Consider the following 16782-nt stretch of genomic DNA (forward strand, 5'->3'; position numbering starts at 1 on the left):
CGGCGGCACCGTTGCCACCGTCGCCACCGAGGCCGACATCGCCGCCGGCACCTCCGTTGCCCCCGACACCCCCGGCGCCGTCGGAGCCGCTGCCCTCGTGGTGCGCCGTACCGGCAGCACCACCGTTACCACCGACGCCGCCGTTACCACCGGCACCGCCGTCGCCGCCGTCGGTCCCGTTGCCGTTGTTGACTGCCCAGTCGCCGTCGACACCGTCGGCACCGGTACCACCGGTGCCGCCCTTGCCGCCCTGGCCACCGGCGCCGCCGTTACCCCCGTTGCCGAAGACCTCGCCGCCGTTACCGCCGACGCCGCCGTTACCGCCGGCGGCACCCTCGCTGCCGGCCGTACCGTTTCCGTTGGCGTCGGTGAGGCCCTGCATCCCCTGGCCGCCGACGCCGCCGGCGCCGCCGATGCCCATGATCGAGCCGCCTGTGCCACCAGCACCGCCGTCGCCGCCCTCGATACCAGCACCGCCCGCACCGCCGTTGCCGAACATCCCGGCGTTACCACCGATACCGCCACCGATACCGTCTTCATCGGCGGCGTAACCGGCTCCCCCGTCGCCGAACAACCAGCCGCCGTTACCGCCATTGATGCTGTCCGCGGTGCCGTCGTCACCGTTGCAGATCAGCCCGCAGTAATCCGGATTCGTATTGAGCGAGTTGATCATGTCGAGCAGCCAGGCGTTGCTCGGATTCTCGATCCAGGCCTCCATGGCCGTGTGCAGCGGCTGGTAGAAGAACGTGTTGAACAACGACGTCATGTCGAATGCGCTGGTGTCGAGCGCGATGCCCGGGTCGGCCGAGGAGTCGAACCAGGAGCTGATGTCCCAGGTGCTGCTGTCCCAGGCGTCGGTGTCCCAGCCCCACGCCGAGTCCGACGCCGGCGCGAACAGATCGGTCAGCCAGTCGAAGTCGAGGTCGGCGTGCGCCGTGGGCGCCGCGGCCAGCGGAGCCATGCCGAACGCCAGGAACGCGGCCACCGTGCCGCCGGCGCCGACCACCCGATGACGAACCCGCCGGTCGTTCCTCCGACGCTGTTCCCGACCTGACATGTTTCCCCGCTTCTGCGCTGAAGGCGACCTGTGTAGAACTGCACAATTAGATGGCTGGTTCACGCAGACTATTCCAAGAAACCGGGTTCCTCCACTCGTCTGCGTGAATTCGCCCGGCCTACAAGTAAGTTAACGCCACGCTCAGTCGTCGGCGGGGGGCTCGCGGCGAACCGCCTTGAGCCGATACATCATCAGATCGGCCGGCACACCACTGGTCTTGGCCGACAGCACCTGTCGGCGGGCCCGCTTGGCCGTCACACCCAGCTCCTCGAGCGCGCCGGGCTCGATGCGTTCCAGCGTCGCCCCCGACACCACGATGCCGCCCTTGACGGCCCGCTCCATCACCCGCGCGGCGATGTTGACGTCCACGCCCAGCCAGTCATCGGCCAGCCGCTGCGGCCGCCCGGTGTGAATACCGGCCCGCATCCGCGGGGTGAAGCCGTTGACCTCGACCGTTGCGATCGCATCCTGGGCTTCCAGCACCGCGCCGACCGCGATCAGCGGCTCACGGAACACCGCCATGATCCCGTCGCCCATCCGTTTGACGATGCGGCCGCCGACGTCCAGCAGCGGCGGTTCGACCACCTGCGACACCCGTCGCAGCAAGGTGAGGGTGGCGTCGTCGCCGGACCGCAGCGACCACGTGGAGAATCCGACCAGGTCGGTGAAGACCAGCGTGGCCTCGGCATTGGTGGGGGCGCGAGAAATCCGCTCGGTCAACGCCTGCCAGATCTGCAAGGCCCCCAGGCTGACCTCGCGCGACGCCGCGGAGCGGTCACCCATCAGCCGGCCGGCCGCTCGGGCGGCGGCCTGCGGTCCCCCGTCGCCGGCGGTCGAGAGCGGATCGCCGAACTCGGGGTCGCCGGGCAGCGCCCGGCGCACCCGGCGGACCAAGTCGACCACCCGCACGTCGTTGGTCGTGCGGTTCAACCAGGCCGCGGCGTCGTCGAGGGAGAACGAACGGCGGCGGCTCGACGCGGCATGCTCCGGCATCCCCACCACCTCCTCGAGCTCGTCAGCCTGCCGACCGACCGGCTCAAGGTCCATGCGCCCCAGCGTAGGTGGCGGTTGTGGCCACCGGCAACGGCCGAGACACGTGGCACACGCCACGATCGACAATCCCGTCGCGACGCGCCCTCGATAATCTAGACAACATGTGTTGTCATAATTATGGTTGTGTCAGGTTCGCCAGACAGGAGACGTGATGACCATTACGCCGACCACGTCCGCCGAGCGGGCAGCTGAGCCCGCGGAGCAGAGTGCCCCCGCGCCGGCCGCTCCCAAACCCGCGCCGGCCGTGGAACCGTTGAATTCCGAATCGCTGACCTGGAAGTACTTTGGTGATATCCGCACCGGCGTAATGGGCATGTGGATCGGCACAATCGAGAACATGTACCCCGGCCTGGGCGCCGGCGTGGAGGACCACTCCAGCCTGTGGCGTGAACCGCTGCAGCGGGTGACGCGGTCGGTGTACCCGATCATGGGCGTGGTTTACGACGGCATGCGCGCCCAGTCCACCGGCGCGGCGATCCGCGACTACCACCGCGACATCAAGGGCACCGATGCGCAGGGCCGGCGCTACCACGCGCTGGATCCTGAGACTTTCTACTGGGCGCATGCGACGTTCTTCATGTTGATCATCAAGCTGGCGGAGTACTTCTGCGGCGGGCTGACCGAGGCCGAGAAGCACCAGCTCTTCGACGAGCATGTGCAGTGGTACCGGATGTACGGCATGAGCATGCGCCCGGTCCCGAAGTCCTGGGACGAGTTCTGTGAGTACTGGGACCGGGTCTGCGAGGAAGAGCTGGAGATGACGCCGGCCGCGCAGGGCATCCTGGACATGCGCATCCCCAAGCCGTGGTTCGTGATGATGCCCACCGGCGTGTGGGATCAGCTGTTCAAGCCGGCGCTGGCCGCCCAGCGCTGGGTGGCCGCCGGGTTGTTCGAGCCGGTGGTGCGGGAGAAGGCCGGGCTGCGCTGGTCAGAAGGCGACGAGGTGTTGTTCCGGCTGTTGGGCAAGGCCGCCCACCTGGCGTTCAGCGTGGTCCCCGAGGAGATCCGGCTGCATCCACGTGCGCTGGCCGGCTACAAGCGCGAACAGGGCAAGATCGCCGCGGATGCACCGCTTATCGAAGCCCCCTGGTTCAGCGGACCGCCCAAGGAACGGCGCGCCAGCGGCATGCACTATGTGCCGCGGGTCAGCCGGGGCATGAAGCTGGTCGAGCGGGCCGGCGCGTTCGTGCACAGCACCTTCTCACTGGCGGCCGGCGGTGGCCTGGCGCCGCGCCCGCCGCGCCGCAAGGCCGCCTAAGACCGGGCGCCGCGCTGCACCCGCGCGCTCTGATACAGGCAGATCGCTGCTGCGGCAGCCACATTCAGGCTCTCCGCGCCGCCGGACATCGGGATGTGCACCCGATGGTCCGCGGCGGCCGCGACGGCAGCCGGCAAGCCGTGGGATTCCGGGCCGAACAGCCACGCGGTGGGTGCGGTCAGCACCGGATCGGCGTCGTCGAGGCTCAGGTCGCCGTCCAACGCCGTGGCCAGCAGCTGCAACCCCGCTTCGCGCAGCGCCGCCAGGACCGCGTCGGTGTCGGCGGCCACCACGACCGGGACGTTGAATACGCTGCCCGCCGAGGCGCGCAGGCACTTGCCGTTGTAGGGATCGACGCTGTTGCCGGTCAACACCACCAGGGAAGCCCCGGTGGCGTCGGCGATACGGATCAGGGTGCCGGCGTTACCCGGCTCGCCGATGCCCACCGCGACCGCCACCAGGTGCGGCGCCTCGGCCAGCAACCCGCCCAGGTCCGGTTCCGGAACCGTGCATACGGCGACCAAGCCGGCCGGGGTGACGGTGTCCGACAACGCCTTTGCCGCGCGGTCGGTGACCTGGTGCACCGGCGCCCGTACGGACGTCAGCAGCTCGCCGTGGCGTTGCGCCGCCGATTCGGTGGCGAAGACCTCGACGGCCAGACCGCGACGGATCGCGGCCTCGACCAGATTGGGACCCTCCGCCAGGAAGCGCTGTTCACGCTTCCTGACGGCGTGCCGGTGCAGCTTGACCGCCGCGACCACGCGGGCCGAGCGTTCGGTCAGCATCCCGGAAAGACCCAGCAGGGTCAGGCGGCCTCGCCGGAGGGCGCGTTGACATCCTCGGGCAGCGCGGCCTTGGCCACTTCGACCAGCGCGGTGAACGCTGCCGCGTCGCTGACGGCTATCTCGGCGAGGTTCTTGCGGTCCACCTCGACACCGGCGGCCTTAAGACCCTGGATCAGGCGGTTGTAGGTGACGCCGTTGGCGCGGGCCGCCGCGTTGATCCGGGTGATCCACAGCTTGCGGAAGTCGCCCTTACGGGCGCGACGGTCACGGTAGGCGTAGGTCAGCGAGTGCAGCTGCTGCTCTTTGGCCTTGCGGTACAGCCGCGACCGCTGGCCACGGTAGCCTTTCGAGGCCTTCAGGATGGTGCGACGCTTCTTCTGGGCGTTGACTGCCCGCTTCACGCGTGCCATGGGGTGTTCCTACTCTCGTTGGGACGTAAGGGATTTGCGTAGCGCGGAGCGGCTATCAGCCGTTCAGCATCTTGTTGACGCGCTTGGCGTCGGCAGCAGCCACCTCGGTGCGCCCGGCCAGCCGGCGAGTGCGGGTGCTCGGCTTGTGCTCGAGCAGGTGGCGACGGTTGGCCTTCTGCCGCACGATCTTGCCGGTGCCGGTGCGACGGAACCGCTTCGAAGCGCCACTGTGGGTTTTCGCCTTGGGCATGTTTCCTCAGTTCTGGTATTCGGTGTCAGTTTTCGGGTTTGGGCTCGGCCGCGTCGGCCGCGTCGTCCGGGGCCGATGCGGGGGGCTTGGCGCCCGCGCCGGCATCTTCTGCGGCCTTGGCCCGGGTTTTCGCGCCGCGGTGCGGTGCCAGCACCATCGTCATGTTGCGCCCGTCCTGCTTGGCGGAGGTCTCGACGAAGCCGTACTCGGCGACATCGGCGCCCAGTCGCTGCAGCAGCCGGTAGCCCAGCTCGGGCCGGGACTGCTCACGTCCGCGGAACATGATCGTCACCTTGACCTTCGCCCCGGCTTCGAGGAAGCGGACCACGTGGCCCTTCTTCGTCTCGTAGTCGTGGGGGTCGATCTTGGGGCGCAGCTTCTGTTCCTTGACGACGGTCTGCTGCTGGTTCTTGCGAGACTCGCGCTCCTTCTGGGCCGCCTCGTACTTGTACTTGCCGTAGTCCATGATCTTGCAGACCGGCGGTTTCGCGGTCGGGGCTACTTCGACAAGGTCGAGATCGGCATCCGCGGCGACGCGAAGCGCATCCTCGATGCGCACGATGCCTACCTGCTCCCCTCCCGGGCCGATCAAACGGACCTCAGGTACGCGAATGCGCTCGTTGACGCGGATCTCAGTGCTGATGGGACCTCCCTGGGTAGTCTTCCGGTCGCGGCCGCCGCAGTGCTCGTCCGGACGCAGCGGCGCTGAAACCACCCACCAGCAAAAAAGCCCTGCACGAAGCAGGGCCCGATACCGACCGGTCGCGGCCCGATACCATCGGGACGCCTGCGCGCGCTGCGCAGAGCAGGCGGTTCGCACCGCCTGCGACCGGACCACTAGGCCTACGGATCGCTCCGCGGCTAGAGGTGGGAGGGAACTCCACTTGCAGTCCTGGCGTACGCCGGGACGGTCGCGTCCGACAGTCTAGCAGCAGTTCGGCACTCCTCCGGCCCGGACGTTTCGCCCCGGCGGAGTCCCTCACACTTTTTTCCCGGCTTGATTGCCTATTCTCCCGGGCTATGACGCTCACCGGCCCGCGTTCGCGCAGCCAGTCGACCTCCCGGTTGCGCTGGGTTCCCGCGGCTGCGGCCTGGGCCGTCGGCATCGCCGCCACGCTGTCGCTGCTGTCGAGCATGTCGCCGGTGATCCGGTGGGCGATCCGGGTGCCGCGTGAGTTCATCGACAAGTACCTGTTCAACTTCCCCGACACCAGCCTGGCCTGGGCATTCGTGCTGGCGCTGCTGGCCGCGGCGCTCAGCGCCCACAAGCGCATCGCCTGGTGGCTGCTGATCGCCAGCCTGGTGGTCGCCGGCGGCTGGAACCTCAGCCGGCTGGTGTCGGACGCCTCCGACCGCTTCCAGGTCATCAGCGGTGTCGCGGGCCTGGCGCTGCATGTGGCCGCGATCGTCGTGCTGGTGGCCGCCCGCGGCGAGTTCTGGGCCAAGGTGCGCCGCGGTGCCCTGCTGCGATCGGCCGCCACGCTGGTCGCCGGCTGGACGGTGGCGATCCTGCTGTGCTGGGGACTCATCGAGGTGTTCCCCGGGACGGTGCAGCCCCCGCTGCGGCTGCCCTACGTGGTGAACCGGGTGGTCGGGTTCGGGCTGCTGGAACCGGACTTCTTCCCCGGCGAGCCGGAGTTCGGGCTCAAGGCGCTGTGCGGGCTGCTCGGGGCGCTGACCCTGATGATCGCCGCAATCGTGCTGTTTTTGTCCCAGCGGGCCGACAACGCCCTGACCGGCCAGGACGAGTCGGCGATCCGCGGGCTGCTCGAGGCCTACGGCCAGAACGACTCGCTGGGCTACTTCGCCACGCGCCGCGACAAGTCGGTGGTGTTCGCCCCCAACGGGCGCGCCGCCATCACCTACCGGGTCGAGGTCGGGGTCTGCCTGGCCAGCGGCGACCCGGTGGGCGATCCGCGGGCCTGGCCGCAGGCCATCAGCGCCTGGCTGCGGGTATGCCAGACCTACGGCTGGGCGCCCGGTGTCATGGGCGCCGGTTTCGCCGGCGCGCAGGCCTACCGGGACGCCGGCCTGAGCGCGTTGGAGATCGGGGACGAGGCGATCCTTCGGCCAGCGGAGTTCAAGCTGTCCGGTCCGGACATGCGCGGGGTGCGCCAGGCAGTCGCGCGGGCCCGCCGCTCCGGCCTGACGGTGCGGATGCGGCGACACGGCGAGATCGGCGCCGAGGAGATGGCCCAGGTGATCGAACGCGCCGACGCCTGGCGCGACACCGAATCCGAGCGCGGCTTCTCCATGGCGCTGGGCCGGCTGGGCGATCCGGCCGACGTCAACTGCCTGCTGGTCGAAGCGGTGCGCGGTGAGCCGCGGTCCGGCTCACAAACCGGCGAAGTGGTGGCGATGCTGTCGCTGGTGCCATGGGGCCGCAGCGGGGTATCGCTGGATCTGATGCGCCGCTCACCGCAATCCCCCAACGGCACCATCGAGTTGATGGTCAGCGACCTGGCGCTGCAGGCCGCCACCGTCGGCGTCAACCGCATCTCACTGAACTTCGCGATGTTCCGGGCCGCCTTCGAGCAGGGCGCCCAGCTGGGTGCCGGCCCGGTGCTGCGGGTCTGGCGCCGGCTGCTGATGTTCCTCTCCCGCTGGTGGCAGTTGGAGACGCTCTACCGCTCCAACATGAAGTACCAGCCGGAGTGGGTGCCGCGTTACGCCTGCTACGAAGACGCTCGGCTCATCCCCCGGGTCGGGGTGGCCTCAGTGATCGCCGAAGGCTTCCTGATGCTGCCGTTCTCCCAGCGCAAGGAACAGCACACCGGCCAACGCTCGTCGGTGCCGGCGACGGTGGCCGCCACCGAGCGGCTGCACGACGACGGCACCGCCCCCGACACCGAGGCCGCCGAGGCACCCGAGGCAGCCGGCCCGCTCCCCCGGCTCCCCGAGCAGGTGCGGGGCCGGATGGCGAAGTTGAAGTCGTTGCAGGACAGTGGTGTTGACGCCTACCCGGTGGGTGCGCCGCCCAGTCACACCGTCGCCCAGGCGCTGGATGCCGGCGCCGGGCAGAGCGTGTCGGTGACCGGGCGGGTGCTGCGGATACGCGACTACGGCGGCGTGCTGTTCGCCCAGTTGCGGGACTGGTCCGGTGAGGTGCAACTGCTGCTCGACGATTCGGTGCTGGCCACCGGCGGCGACGTGCGTGCCGCGGACTTCAGCTCGGGCGTCGACCTCGGCGACCTGATCGAGGCCACCGGCGCGACGGGGCAGAGCCGCAACGGAACTCCGTCGCTGCTGGTGACACGGTGGCGGCTGGTCGGCAAGTGCCTGCGTCCGCTCCCGGACAAGTGGAAGGGCCTGACCGACCCCGAGGTCCGGTTGCGGACCCGCTATGTGGACCTGGCGATCAATCCGCAGGCCCGCGAGCTGATCACCGCGCGCAGCAACGTGCTGCGCTCCCTCCGGGACACCTTGTTCGCCAAGGGATTCCTGGAGGTCGAGACCCCGATTCTGCAGCAGCTGCACGGCGGCGCCAACGCCCGCCCGTTCGTCACCCACATCAACGCCTATGACCTCGACCTGTACCTGCGGATCGCCCCGGAGCTGTACCTCAAGCGGTTGTGCGTGGGCGGGCTGGAGCGGGTGTTCGAGCTGGGCCGGGCGTTTCGCAACGAGGGGGTCGACTACAGCCACAACCCGGAGTTCACCCTGCTGGAGGCCTACCAGGCCCACGGCGACTACCTGGCCTGGATCGACGGGGCGCGCGAGCTGATCCAGAACGCCGCGGTGGCGGCCAACGGCGCGCCGGTGGTGATGCGGCCCGTCGCCGGCGGTGCGGGCCTGGAGCCGGTCGACATCTCCGGGCAGTGGCCGGTGCGCACCGTGCACGACGCGGTCTCGGAGGCCCTCGGCGAAAAGATCGACGCCGACACTGATCTGGGCACGCTGCGCCGATTGTGCGACGGGGTGGGCGTGCACTTTTTGCGGCAGTGGGATGCCGGTGCGGTGGTGCTCGAGCTCTACGAGCACCTGGTCGAGGCCCGCACCGAGCGGCCCACCTTCTACACCGACTTCCCCACCTCGGTGTCGCCGCTGACCCGGCCGCACCGCAGCAAGCCCGGGGTGGCCGAGCGGTGGGACCTGGTGGCGTGGGGCGTGGAGTTGGGCACCGCCTACAGCGAGCTCACCGATCCGGTGGAGCAGCGCCGCCGGCTGCAGCAGCAGTCGCTGCTGGCCGCCGGCGGCGACCCCGAGGCGATGGAACTCGACGAGGATTTCCTGCAGGCCATGGAGTACGCGATGCCCCCGACCGGCGGGCTGGGCATGGGCGTGGACCGGGTGGTCATGCTCATCACCGGCCACAGCATCCGCGACACCCTGCCGTTCCCGCTGGCCAAACCCCGCTGATCGCGATGGCGGTCCATCATGGAGGGGTGATTCTGGCGAGCGGCGAACACACCTCGCTGATGCACGGCTGGATTCCGGTCACGGTGCAGGCGGCGGCGGTGCTGGCGCTGGTGCTGGGCGTGGGCCGGCGGTCGCGCCGGTGGCTGCCGGTGATAGGCGCGGTGGGGCTGGCGGTGGCGGTCGGCGCCTACCGGTTCGCCGCCGACGATGGGCTGATCGCCCAGCCGTCGCCGCCGGCACTGTGGGTGTGGATCGCGCTCACCGGCGCCGCGGCCGGCCTGCTGCTCCTGGGCTGGCGGGGTGCGGCCTGGTGGCGTCGCGGCATATCGGTGCTGGCCGTGCCGCTGTGTGCGATCAGCGCGGCCCTGACGCTCAACAGCTGGGTGGGCTACTTCCCGACGGTGCAGAGCGCCTGGGGGAATCTGACGTCGGGGCCGCTGCCCGACCAGAGCGACCTGGCCGCGGTGAACGCGTTGGCCGGGTCGGGCACCACGCCCGCGCGCGGGCAGGTGCTGAAGGTGACGATTCCCTCCGACGCTTCGCATTTCAAACATCGCGGCGAGCTGGTGTACCTGCCGCCGGCGTGGTTCGCCCAGAACCCGCCGCCGGCCCTGCCCGTCGTGATGATGATCGGCGGGGAGTTCAACACTCCCGCCGACTGGCTGCGCTCGGGGGGCGCTATCAACACCGTCGACGCGTTCGCGGCGGCGCACGACGGCAATGCACCGATCCTGGTGTTCGTCGACTCGGGCGGTTCGTTCAACAACGACACCGAATGCGTCAACGGCCCCCGCGGCAACGCCGCCGACCACCTGACCGAAGACGTGGTGCCGTACGTGATCTCGCAGTTCGGCGCCAGCCCCGATCCGTCGCACTGGGGTGTCGCCGGCTGGTCGATGGGCGGCACGTGCGCGGTCGACTTGACCGCGATGCACCCCGAACGATTCAGTACCTTCGTCGACATCGCCGGTGACCTCGGCCCCAACGCCGGAACCCGCTCCCAGACCGTCAATCGGCTCTTCGGGGGGAGCCCACAGGCCTGGGCGGCGTTCGACCCGTCGACGGTGATCGCCAAACACGGTCGCTATTACGGGGTTTCGGGATGGTTCGGGGTCAACGGCAGCGCGACCGTTGCCGACACCGGCGGTCAGCTGGCCGCCGCGAAGTCGCTGTGCACGCTGGGCCGGGCCAACGGCATCGACTGCGCCGTGGTCACCGCGCCGGGCCAGCATGACTGGCCGTTCGCCGGCAGAATGTTCGCCGAGGCGCTGCCCTGGCTGGCGGGGCGGCTGAGCACCCCGGGAGTGCAACCCGTGCCGTTCCCGGTCGAGTCACCGGAGGCAGCAGCGGCCGGGCCGAGGCCGGCCCACGACGTCCGCGAGCCACGTCGATGACCCGCCCGACGCCGGCGGTGGCGCGGCTGCGCCGCGCCGTGTTCGCCAGGCACGCCAATCCGTGGAGCGCCTGGAGTCGCTGGGCGACCACACCGCTGATCCTGGTGCCGGTGTGGCGGCGGTCCTGGCGGGATGCGGCGTGGATATCGGTGTGGTTCGCGCTGAACCCAGTGATCTTCGGTGCGCCGGCCGATCAGGCGGCCTGGTCGACGCGCGCGATGCTCGGTGAGGAGCAGTGGGTCACCGACCGGCCGCGCGACGCCGCACTGCTGGTGAACGTCGCCGGTAGCGCCGCGACCGCATGGGCGCTGGCCAGCGCCCGCCGCCGGCTGCTGCTGCCGACGGTGGCCGCCACCGCCGTGGCGATGACGCTGACCATGGGCTACTGGGCGTTGATGGTCCGCTATTTCGATCGCCGGCGGTACCGTGGCGAACATGGGTGACGATCCGGACGCCCCGCAGCCCGACACCGGCTACGACGACACCGGCGTGCCGACCTTCGATTCGGTGCGCGAGAAGATCGAGAACCGGTTTCAGACCTCGATCGGCGCGCAGGAACTGGACGCAGAGACCCCGGAGGGCCGCACCGTCGAGAAGCAGTACCAGGACAGGCAGCGCGCCGCCGCCGACCGGTTGAAGCAGATCCGCGCCTCGATGCGCGACGACGAGCACTGACGGGTGCGGGCCTTCACCATCGCCGAACGGCGAACCCGCTTGGCACGCCGGCACTTTCTGGCCCCTGAGACCGCGACCGAGCCGATCACGCAGATAGCCGCCACGCTCATCGGCCTGCACGCGACCGATCCGGCCACCCCGTATCTGTCGCTGTGGGCGCGATCGTCACCATTCACGGTCGCCGACCTGGACAGTGCGCTGTATGAGAAACGGTCGCTGATCAAGCAGCTGGCGATGCGCCGCACGCTGTGGGTGGTCGACACCGCCGAGCTGCCTACCGTGCAGGCCGCCGCCAGCGACCGGGTGGCCGACACCGAACGCCGCCGACTCATCGCCGACGTGGCCAAAGCCGGTGTCGCCGACGACGGAGGACGCTGGTTGGCCCGGGCCGGCACGGCGGTGCTGCGACACCTCGAAGAGCACGGCCCGGCCAGCAGCGCCGAACTACGTGCGGCACTACCCGAACTGGCCGGAACCTACGACCCCGCACCCGGCAAGGCCTACGGCGGCCAGACGCAGCTGGCCCCGCGCGCGTTGACCGTGCTCGGCGCCCAGGGCGACATCGTGCGCGGACCCAACGACGCAAGCTGGACCTCGTCGCGGCCCCGGTGGGCGGCCGCCGCCGACTGGCTCGGCGAACCGGGCGAACCGATCCCCGCCGAGAAGGCACAGGCACGCCTGGTCGCGACCTGGCTGCGGGCCTTCGGCCCGGCCACCGCCGACGACATCAAATGGTGGTTCGGCACCACCAAGACGGCGGTCCGAAAAGCGTTGAGCGGCATCGGCGCCGTCGACGTCGACCTGCACGGCACCCCCGGGTACGCGCTGCCCGATGACCTGGAACCCGAGCCCGAACCCGAACCGTGGGGTGCGCTGCTGCCCGGGCTCGACGTCACCACGATGGGCTGGTATCACCGCGACTGGTATCTCGGCGAGCATCGCGGCCAGCTCTTCGACAACTACGGCAACGCCGGACCCACGGTGTGGTGGAACGGCCGGATCGTGGGCGGCTGGTGCCAGAACGCCGCCGCCGAGGTGCAGCTGCAGCTGCTGGAGGACCCCGGCCGGCCGGCGCGTCAGGTGTTGGAGCAGCGGGCGAGCGAGCTCACCGCCTGGCTGGACGGCACGCGGATAGCGCCGCGGTTCCCGTCGCCGCTGGTCAAGGCGCTACGGTGAGCGCCACGCCACCGCAGCCTCTGATGACATCTCGCTCCTAAGCACTCGCCTTGCGCCGCCGCTTCGCCGGCTTGGCGGGTTTGACCGGTACGTCCAGGATTTCGGCGAGGAACTTGCCGGTGTAGCTCTCCGGCACGGCCACCACATCCTCGGGTGTGCCGGTGGCCACCACCGTTCCCCCGCCGGCCCCGCCTTCGGGGCCCATGTCGATGATCCAGTCGGCGGTCTTGATCACATCCAGGTTGTGCTCGATGACGATCACCGTGTTGCCCTTGTCGACCAGCCCGTTGATGACGCCCAGCAGTTTGGCGATGTCCTCGAAGTGCAGGCCGGTGGTGGGCTCGTCGAGGATGTAGACCGTCCGACCGGTGGAGCGCTTCTGCAACTCCGAGGCCAGCTTCACCCGCTGCGCCTCCCCGCCGGACAGCGTCGGTGCGGGCTGGCCCAACCGCACGTAGCCCAGTCCGACGTCGACCAGGGTTCGCAGATAACGGTGGATGCCGGTGATCGGCTCGAAGAACTCCGCCGCCTCCTCGATCGACATATCGAGCACCTGGGCGATGGTCTTGCCCTTGTAGTGCACCTCCAAGGTCTCCCGGTTGTAGCGCGCGCCGTGGCAGACCTCGCACGGCACATAGACATCCGGCAGGAAGTTCATCTCGATCTTGATGGTGCCGTCGCCGGTGCACGCCTCACACCGACCGCCCTTGACGTTGAACGAGAACCGGCCCGGCTGATAGCCGCGCACCTTGGCCTCGGTGGTAGCCGCGAACAGGGTGCGGATCTTGTCGAACACCCCGGTGTAGGTGGCCGGGTTGGACCGCGGGGTGCGCCCGATCGGTGACTGGTCGACCCGCACCAGCTTGTCCAGGTGATCCAGGCCGGTGATGCGGGTGTGCCGGCCGGGCACCAGCCGGGCGCCGTTGAGCTTGTTGGCCAGCACCGACGCCAGAATGTCGTTGACCAGCGTCGACTTTCCCGAACCGGACACCCCGGTGACGGCGGTCAGCACCCCGAGCGGGAACGCCACGGCGACACCACGCAGGTTGTGTTCGCGTGCGCCGACCACGCCGAGTTGGCGGTTGGCATCCACCGGCCGCCGAAGCTGCGGCACCGCAATGCTTTTCGCGCCGGACAGGTAGGCGCCCGTGATCGAGTCGCGGTTGGCCACCAACTCGGCGTAGGGCCCGCTGTGCACGATTCGCCCGCCGTGCTCCCCGGCCGCCGGACCGATATCGACGATCCAGTCGGCGTGCGCGATGGTGTCCAGGTCGTGCTCGACGACGATCAAGGTGTTGCCCAGGTCGCGCAGCCGCACCAGGGTTTCGATCAGCCGGCGGTTGTCACGCTGATGCAGCCCGATCGACGGCTCGTCGAGCACGTAGAGCACCCCGACCAGACCCGAACCGATCTGGGTGGCCAGCCGGATACGTTGCGCCTCACCGCCGGACAGCGTTCCGGCTGCCCGCGACAGCGTCAGATACTCCAGCCCGACGTCGAGCAGGAAGCTCAGCCGCGACTGGATCTCCTTGAGCACCTGGCCGGCGATGGCCTGCTCCCGCGGGCCCAGCGTCAGCGCGTTGAGGAAATCGGAGCACTCCGCGATCGACAGGTCACTCACCTGCGCAATGGATTTGCTGCCGTAGTCGCCGGCGGTCATGGTCACCGCCAGGATCTCCGGTTTGAGCCGGGTGCCGGCACATTCCGGGCAGGGCACGTCACGCATGAAGCCGGCGTAGCGTTCCTTCATCTGCTCAGACTCGGTCTGCTCCATCTTGCGTTGCAGGAACGCCATCACACCTTCGAAATCGGTGTAGTAGGAGCGGGTCCGCCCGTAACGGTTGCGGTACCGCACGTGGACCTGTTCGTCGGAGCCCTCCAGGATGGCCCGGCGCGCCTTGACCGGCAGCTTGCGCCACGGAGTGTCGACGTCGAAGCCCATCGAGGCGCCCAGGCTGGCCATCATCCGGGTGAAGTACTCGCTGGTGGGGCCCATCGACCACGGCGCCACCGCCCCCTCGGCCAGGGTGCGGTCCGGGTCGGGCACCACCAGGTCGGCGTCGACCTCCTTGCGGATGCCCAGCCCGGCGCATTCGGGGCACGCCCCGTAAGGCGAGTTGAACGAGAACGACCGCGGCTCCAGGTCGTCGACCGCCAGCGGGTGCCCGTTGGGGCAGGCCAGCTTCTCGGAGAACCGCTGCTCACGGTGGGGATGGTCGTCGTCGCGGTCGACGAACTCCAGCACCACGATGCCGTCGGCCAGTCCCAGCGCCGTCTCGATCGAATCGGTGAGCCGCTGCTTGGCCGACTCCTTGACGGTCAACCGGTCCACCACGACGTCGACGTCGTGTTTCTCCTGCTTCTTGAGTTTGGGCGGGTCGGTGAGCGAATGCACCACCCCGTCGACCCGGACCCGGCTGTAGCCCTGCGTGTTGAGCTTCTCGAACAGGTCGGCGAACTCCCCCTTGCGGGTGCGCACCACCGGCGCCAACACCTGAAAGCGCAGCCCCTCATCCATGGCCAGCACCTGGTCGACGATCTGCTGCGGGGTCTGGCGGGCGATACGCTCACCGCAGACCGGGCAGTGCGGGGTACCGGCACGGGCGTACAGCAGCCGCAGGTAGTCATACACCTCGGTGATGGTGCCCACCGTCGACCGCGGGTTGCGGTTGGTGGATTTCTGGTCGATGGACACCGCCGGTGACAGGCCCTCGATGAAGTCGACATCCGGTTTGTCCATCTGGCCGAGGAACTGGCGGGCATACGCCGACAGCGATTCGACGTAGCGGCGCTGCCCCTCGGCGAAGATCGTGTCGAAGGCCAGCGAGGACTTGCCGGAACCGGACAGCCCGGTGAAGACGATCAACGCGTCCCGCGGCAGGTCCAGGTCGACACTGCGCAGGTTGTGTTCACGCGCACCCTTGACGATCAGCCGGTCAGCCACCCGTCCATGCTAGGTGGCCGTACCGACACGCAGCTCACGGCCAGTACGGTGGCGGATATGACCCCGAAAATCTCGGTTGACGACACCTACACCGGCCACGTCGATCCCGGCACCGCAGCCCGCCGCACCCTGCCCGGGGCGACGATCATCAAGACGTCGGTGGGTCCGATGGACAACAACGCCTACCTGGTGACCTGCACCAACACCGGCAAGACGCTGCTGATCGACGCGGCCAACGATGCCGACACGCTGCTGGCGCTGGTGCGCGACTACGCGCCCGAGGTGGCGCTGATCGTGACCAGCCACCAGCACTTCGACCACTGGCAGGCGCTGGAGGCACTCGCCGAGGCCACCGGGGCGCCCACCGCGGCGCACGCGCTGGACGCCGAACCGCTTCCGGTGACCCCCGACCGGCTGCTGGCCGACGGCGACACCGTGACGGTGGGTGACCTGACCTTCGACGTGATCCACCTGCAGGGCCACACCGAGGGCTCGGTGGCACTGGCGCTGGACGGCGCGGCCACCGGGGGGGTCACGCAGCTGTTCACCGGCGACTGTCTATTTCCGGGTGGCGTCGGAAAGACCTGGCAGCCAGGCGATTTCGAGCGGCTGCTGGGTGACGTGAGCGCCAAGGTGTTCGACCGGTTCGGCGACGACACCGTCGTCTACCCGGGCCACGGCGACGACACCACCCTCGGAACCGAGCGGCCGCACTTGGCGGAGTGGCGCGAACGGGGTTGGTGACGGCGTTTCCGCCGTGATGCGTCGCTGCGTTTGTGCGCCGCAAAAACCCGGCGCCGAAACCGAATCCGCGATCGCGTGTCTGGCGACCGCGCCCGCCGAAAAGAACCTGGCCGGCCCGGTCAGCCGGTGGTGTGCACGATCAACACGTCGACCTTGGCGCGCCGCGACACGTTGGCCGGCACCGACCCCAGCAGCCGCCCGGCGATCGTGCTCAGCCCCACGTTGCCGACTACCAACAGGTCGGCCTTGACCGACTCGGCCAACTCCACCAGCGCGTCCACCGGGGCGCCGACGATGGCGCGCTCCTCCACCTCGTAGGCGCCGGCGGCGATGGCCCGCTCCTTGGCTTCCTTGAGGATGGCGTAGATCGGGGCGCTGCCGGAGGCTTTGTAGCTCTCGTCTTTCAGCGCGTCGACGGCCCGCGGGTCGTCGGCGTGCGGCAGGTAAGCGGTGGCGATGACGACCTTCGCACCCTCACCCGACGCCAGGTGACCGGCACGGTCGACGGCACGCAACGAAGAATCCGAGCCGTCCGTGCCGACCACCACCGTCTTGTAGCCGCTCATCCGTAACCCTCCCGGTGAAAAGTTGCAATGCTCGCTAGTAAGCCATGGCGACATTAACGCGTCGGAGGCCCCGATGGGGGCGATTGGCGTCACATGTCGTCTGCGTCGCTG

The 16782-nt window shown here is 69.4% G+C and carries 15 protein-coding genes; 7 read left to right on the plus strand and 8 right to left on the minus strand.

Going from position 1 to position 16782, the window contains the following annotated elements; all coding sequences use genetic code 11:
- Together DQP56_RS24630 and DQP56_RS05945 are read right to left on the minus strand one after the other, a co-directional pair.
- Nucleotides 1–1057 (minus strand): PGRS repeat-containing protein (locus DQP56_RS24630; protein ID WP_353617104.1); only part of this gene is annotated, 1057 nt, incomplete at its 3' end.
- 141 nt (nucleotides 1058–1198) lie between these two features.
- Nucleotides 1199–2050: an adenylate/guanylate cyclase domain-containing protein gene (locus DQP56_RS05945; protein ID WP_165824914.1), complete on the minus strand. Its 852-nt coding sequence runs from the start codon at nucleotides 2048–2050 to the stop codon at nucleotides 1199–1201.
- A gap of 211 nt (nucleotides 2051–2261) precedes the next feature.
- Between DQP56_RS05945 and DQP56_RS05950 the strand changes: the two genes are divergently transcribed.
- On the plus strand, nucleotides 2262–3368 hold the full coding sequence (locus tag DQP56_RS05950; RefSeq protein WP_234825523.1) for an oxygenase MpaB family protein: 1107 nt from the start codon (nucleotides 2262–2264) through the stop codon (nucleotides 3366–3368).
- On the opposite strand, the gene DQP56_RS05955 is transcribed toward DQP56_RS05950, so the two are convergent.
- From DQP56_RS05955 to infC, 4 genes are read right to left on the minus strand one after another with little or no spacing between them, the layout of a single operon-like run.
- Complete coding sequence (locus DQP56_RS05955; RefSeq protein WP_112684045.1) at nucleotides 3365–4153, minus strand: TrmH family RNA methyltransferase; 789 nt, start codon at nucleotides 4151–4153, stop codon at nucleotides 3365–3367. The genes DQP56_RS05950 and DQP56_RS05955 overlap by 4 nt on opposite strands.
- A gap of 20 nt (nucleotides 4154–4173) precedes the next feature.
- The gene (rplT, locus tag DQP56_RS05960) at nucleotides 4174–4563 is read right to left on the minus strand and encodes a 50S ribosomal protein L20 (RefSeq protein ID WP_013828758.1); all 390 of its coding nucleotides are present in this window, start codon (nucleotides 4561–4563) and stop codon (nucleotides 4174–4176) included.
- Nucleotides 4564–4618: 55 nt separating this feature from the next.
- Nucleotides 4619–4813 carry a 50S ribosomal protein L35 gene (gene rpmI, locus DQP56_RS05965; protein WP_013828757.1) on the minus strand — a complete coding sequence of 65 codons (195 nt, stop codon included), beginning with the start codon at nucleotides 4811–4813 and terminating at the stop codon, nucleotides 4619–4621.
- A gap of 25 nt (nucleotides 4814–4838) precedes the next feature.
- Nucleotides 4839–5456 carry a translation initiation factor IF-3 gene (gene infC / locus DQP56_RS05970; protein ID WP_234825525.1) on the minus strand — a complete coding sequence of 206 codons (618 nt, stop codon included), beginning with the start codon at nucleotides 5454–5456 and terminating at the stop codon, nucleotides 4839–4841.
- Between the two features lie 377 nt (nucleotides 5457–5833).
- On the opposite strand from infC, the gene lysX reads away from it, so the two are divergent.
- From lysX to DQP56_RS05995, 5 genes are read left to right on the plus strand one after another with little or no spacing between them, the layout of a single operon-like run.
- Nucleotides 5834–9172, plus strand: coding sequence for a bifunctional lysylphosphatidylglycerol synthetase/lysine--tRNA ligase LysX (gene lysX / locus DQP56_RS05975; RefSeq protein WP_112684046.1), 3339 nt, complete (start codon nucleotides 5834–5836; stop codon nucleotides 9170–9172).
- A 5-nt stretch (nucleotides 9173–9177) separates the two neighbouring features.
- Nucleotides 9178–10566, plus strand: coding sequence for an alpha/beta hydrolase (locus DQP56_RS05980; protein ID WP_205868806.1), 1389 nt, complete (start codon nucleotides 9178–9180; stop codon nucleotides 10564–10566).
- On the plus strand, nucleotides 10563–11009 hold the full coding sequence (locus DQP56_RS05985; protein ID WP_353617105.1) for a DUF6653 family protein: 447 nt from the start codon (nucleotides 10563–10565) through the stop codon (nucleotides 11007–11009). The genes DQP56_RS05980 and DQP56_RS05985 overlap by 4 nt, the downstream gene beginning before the upstream one ends.
- Nucleotides 11002–11241, plus strand: coding sequence for a hypothetical protein (locus DQP56_RS05990; protein ID WP_165824912.1), 240 nt, complete (start codon nucleotides 11002–11004; stop codon nucleotides 11239–11241). The genes DQP56_RS05985 and DQP56_RS05990 overlap by 8 nt, the downstream gene beginning before the upstream one ends.
- Before the next feature lie 3 nt (nucleotides 11242–11244).
- On the plus strand, nucleotides 11245–12417 hold the full coding sequence (locus tag DQP56_RS05995; protein ID WP_112684048.1) for a winged helix DNA-binding domain-containing protein: 1173 nt from the start codon (nucleotides 11245–11247) through the stop codon (nucleotides 12415–12417).
- 37 nt (nucleotides 12418–12454) lie between these two features.
- Here DQP56_RS05995 and uvrA read toward each other — a convergent pair whose 3' ends face one another.
- The gene (uvrA, locus tag DQP56_RS06000) at nucleotides 12455–15361 is read right to left on the minus strand and encodes an excinuclease ABC subunit UvrA (RefSeq protein ID WP_112684049.1); all 2907 of its coding nucleotides are present in this window, start codon (nucleotides 15359–15361) and stop codon (nucleotides 12455–12457) included.
- 57 nt (nucleotides 15362–15418) lie between these two features.
- Here uvrA and DQP56_RS06005 point away from each other — a divergent pair, with 57 nt between their 5' ends.
- Complete coding sequence (locus tag DQP56_RS06005; protein ID WP_112684050.1) at nucleotides 15419–16105, plus strand: MBL fold metallo-hydrolase; 687 nt, start codon at nucleotides 15419–15421, stop codon at nucleotides 16103–16105.
- Nucleotides 16106–16224: 119 nt separating this feature from the next.
- Here the strand turns inward: DQP56_RS06005 and DQP56_RS06010 are convergent, their stop codons facing one another.
- Nucleotides 16225–16671, minus strand: coding sequence for a universal stress protein (locus tag DQP56_RS06010; protein ID WP_112684051.1), 447 nt, complete (start codon nucleotides 16669–16671; stop codon nucleotides 16225–16227).
- Nucleotides 16672–16782: the final 111 nt, after the last annotated feature.

The organism is Mycolicibacter senuensis (assembly GCF_003284925.1).
In the GTDB taxonomy this organism is placed as follows: Bacteria; Actinomycetota; Actinomycetes; order Mycobacteriales; family Mycobacteriaceae; genus Mycobacterium; species Mycobacterium algericum_A.